Raw genomic sequence first — 2,249 nt, 5'->3', positions numbered from 1 at the left:
GATCTGGGTATCTGATTCAGAACACTGCCCGCCCCTGTGGCGGGCTTTCCAGCAAGCGTTTTAACCTCAGCAAACCTTCCTGTAAAACAGCCCGCTCTTTTGGTGGGCTGACACATAAACGCACTGCCTGCGGTACTGACTGATTGCCCACACAAAAAGGCTCAGCGCCCAATAACCGAACTCCAGCATCCGCTGCCGCCCTTACAAATTCACCCACTCGCCAGCCTTCCGGTAACTCCAGCCACACCACAAAACCGGTCGGATGACAGGAATACCGCTGCCCCTGAAAAATCTCTGCCAGCAACTGCTGACGCTCCTGTACTTCCTGCCACTGCCATTGCAACAACTGGTCTGCTTCACCCGATTCTATCCAGGCACAGGTCAGCGCCACCATCAGCGGTGGAGCCATCCAGCAGTGGGCACGTAAAGCAGCCATCAAGCGTGGTAGAACCAGCGGGGGTGCAACAATCAATCCCACCCGTAAACCACCGGCAAGAATCTTGGAAGTGCTGAACAGGTAAAGAGTTCGTTCCGGTGCCAGCTCTGCCAGCCGCTGGTGACGGTATGCAGGCGGTAAAAACTGCACTGCATCTTCAATAATCCAGAAATCATAACGTCGTGCCAGCTCCGCCAGATGGATACGGCGAGCCTGTGACATCACACGTCCGGTTGGATTGTTCTGATCCGGCATCAGATACACCGCTCTGGGGCGCTGCTGCTGACACAAACGCTCCAGCGCCTGAGTATCCATGCCTTCTTCATCCAGCGGTATGCCCAGATGACGCAGGTGCAGCTGCCGTGCTGCAGCAATCACGCCAGGATAAGTCAACGCATCGGACACCAGCAGCTCACCCGGGGCCAGCAACGCCTGCAGGCTGATAAAAATACCATGCTGCCCACCATCCGTAACCATCATCTGCTCACTGCTGACCTGAACCCCGTGCCGATCCAGCCAATCCACAAAAACCTGCAACTGCTGTGGCTGACCTCGCTCAGATTGATACGCCAAAGCAGCAGCCAACTGGCGGGGATCAGCAGCCATCTTTTGCATGGCTTGATGCAGGCTCTCCAGACGAGCTGGATTAGGCACCATAAGACTCAGCGACAGATCAATACTGTCATCGGGTTGATCAACAGTCAGGTGGTAAAAATCTGGCTTATCCCCTGCTCGTGCCAGATGCACATAAGTGCCACTGCCAACCCGAGCCTCGACCAACCCCCGCCGCTCTGCTTCCCCATAAGCGCGAGTCACTGTACCTGTTGTCACACCCAAGGCATCAGCCAACAAACGCTGGGGTGGTAATCGCTGATCAGCCTGCAACTCCCCCTTGTGAATAGCATCCGCCAACGCATCCGCCAGCGCCTTGTAACGTGGCCCGTCATAAGCAGCCAGATCCGGAAACCAGCTACAACGGGCACGAGCTTTATCACTCAGAGAGATTGTCATGGTGTCAATATTCCGATTGCAGTTCCTGATAGAAAGAATAACCTAACATTGAACCCACAAAATCACAAATAAACAATAATTGAACCCATACAATTAACAAAACAAAGTCTTCATCAACCACGGCGCTGGTTTTACAAACACAGGAGAAACAATGATGGAAACCGGATGGAATATGACCCCTGAAAGCCTTTTGCTGCTGGGTGCCGCCATGATTTACATGATCACCATGACCATCACTCCTGGCCCCAACAACATCATGCTGACTGCCTCCGGTGCCAACTACGGTTTCCGCCGGACACTGCCACACATTTTTGGTATTGCCATCGGCTGCCTGTTGTTATTCAGCGCTCTGGCACTGGGTCTGGGGCGGGCTTTTGAGGTTTATCCTGTGCTGCAAACCGGCTTGAAAATTTTTGGCAGTGTGTACCTGTTATGGTTGGCCTGGAAAATTGCCACCGCACCACCACCGGTAATCAATACTGATATCGTGGGTCAACCTCTGACCTTTGTACAAGCCGCAGCGTTTCAATTCATGAATCCCAAAGCCTGGGTGATGGGGATTGCTCTGATGGCCGGTTTTCTGCCAGATCAAGGCAACCTGGTATTAAATGCCCTGTTACTGGCAAGCCTCAGCGCCCTGATTGGACTGCCTTGCATCAGCCTGTGGGCTGGATTTGGGGTAGCAATCGGCAAAATCCTCAAGAGTGAATACCACTGGCGCTGGTTCAACCGCAGCATGGGAGGCATCACAGCGGCCTGTGTGGTCATCATCCTGCAGTAATTTTTTTCTCAGGAAGGAACA

General features: G+C 53.4%; 2 protein-coding genes. One reads left to right on the top strand and one right to left on the bottom strand.

The window, feature by feature from the left end; genetic code table 11:
• Positions 1-16: 16 nt before the first annotated feature.
• Positions 17-1,447, bottom strand: coding sequence for a PLP-dependent aminotransferase family protein (locus IBX50_RS19865; RefSeq protein ID WP_292258128.1), 1,431 nt, complete (start codon positions 1,445-1,447; stop codon positions 17-19).
• Between the two features lie 151 nt (positions 1,448-1,598).
• On the opposite strand from IBX50_RS19865, the gene IBX50_RS19860 reads away from it, so the two are divergent.
• Complete coding sequence (locus IBX50_RS19860) at positions 1,599-2,228, top strand: LysE family translocator (RefSeq protein ID WP_292258127.1); 630 nt, start codon at positions 1,599-1,601, stop codon at positions 2,226-2,228.
• Positions 2,229-2,249: the final 21 nt, after the last annotated feature.

This window comes from Marinospirillum sp. (assembly GCF_014859565.1).
Note: the sequence above shows the minus strand (reverse complement) of the source record. Positions and strands in the feature narration are given on the sequence as shown.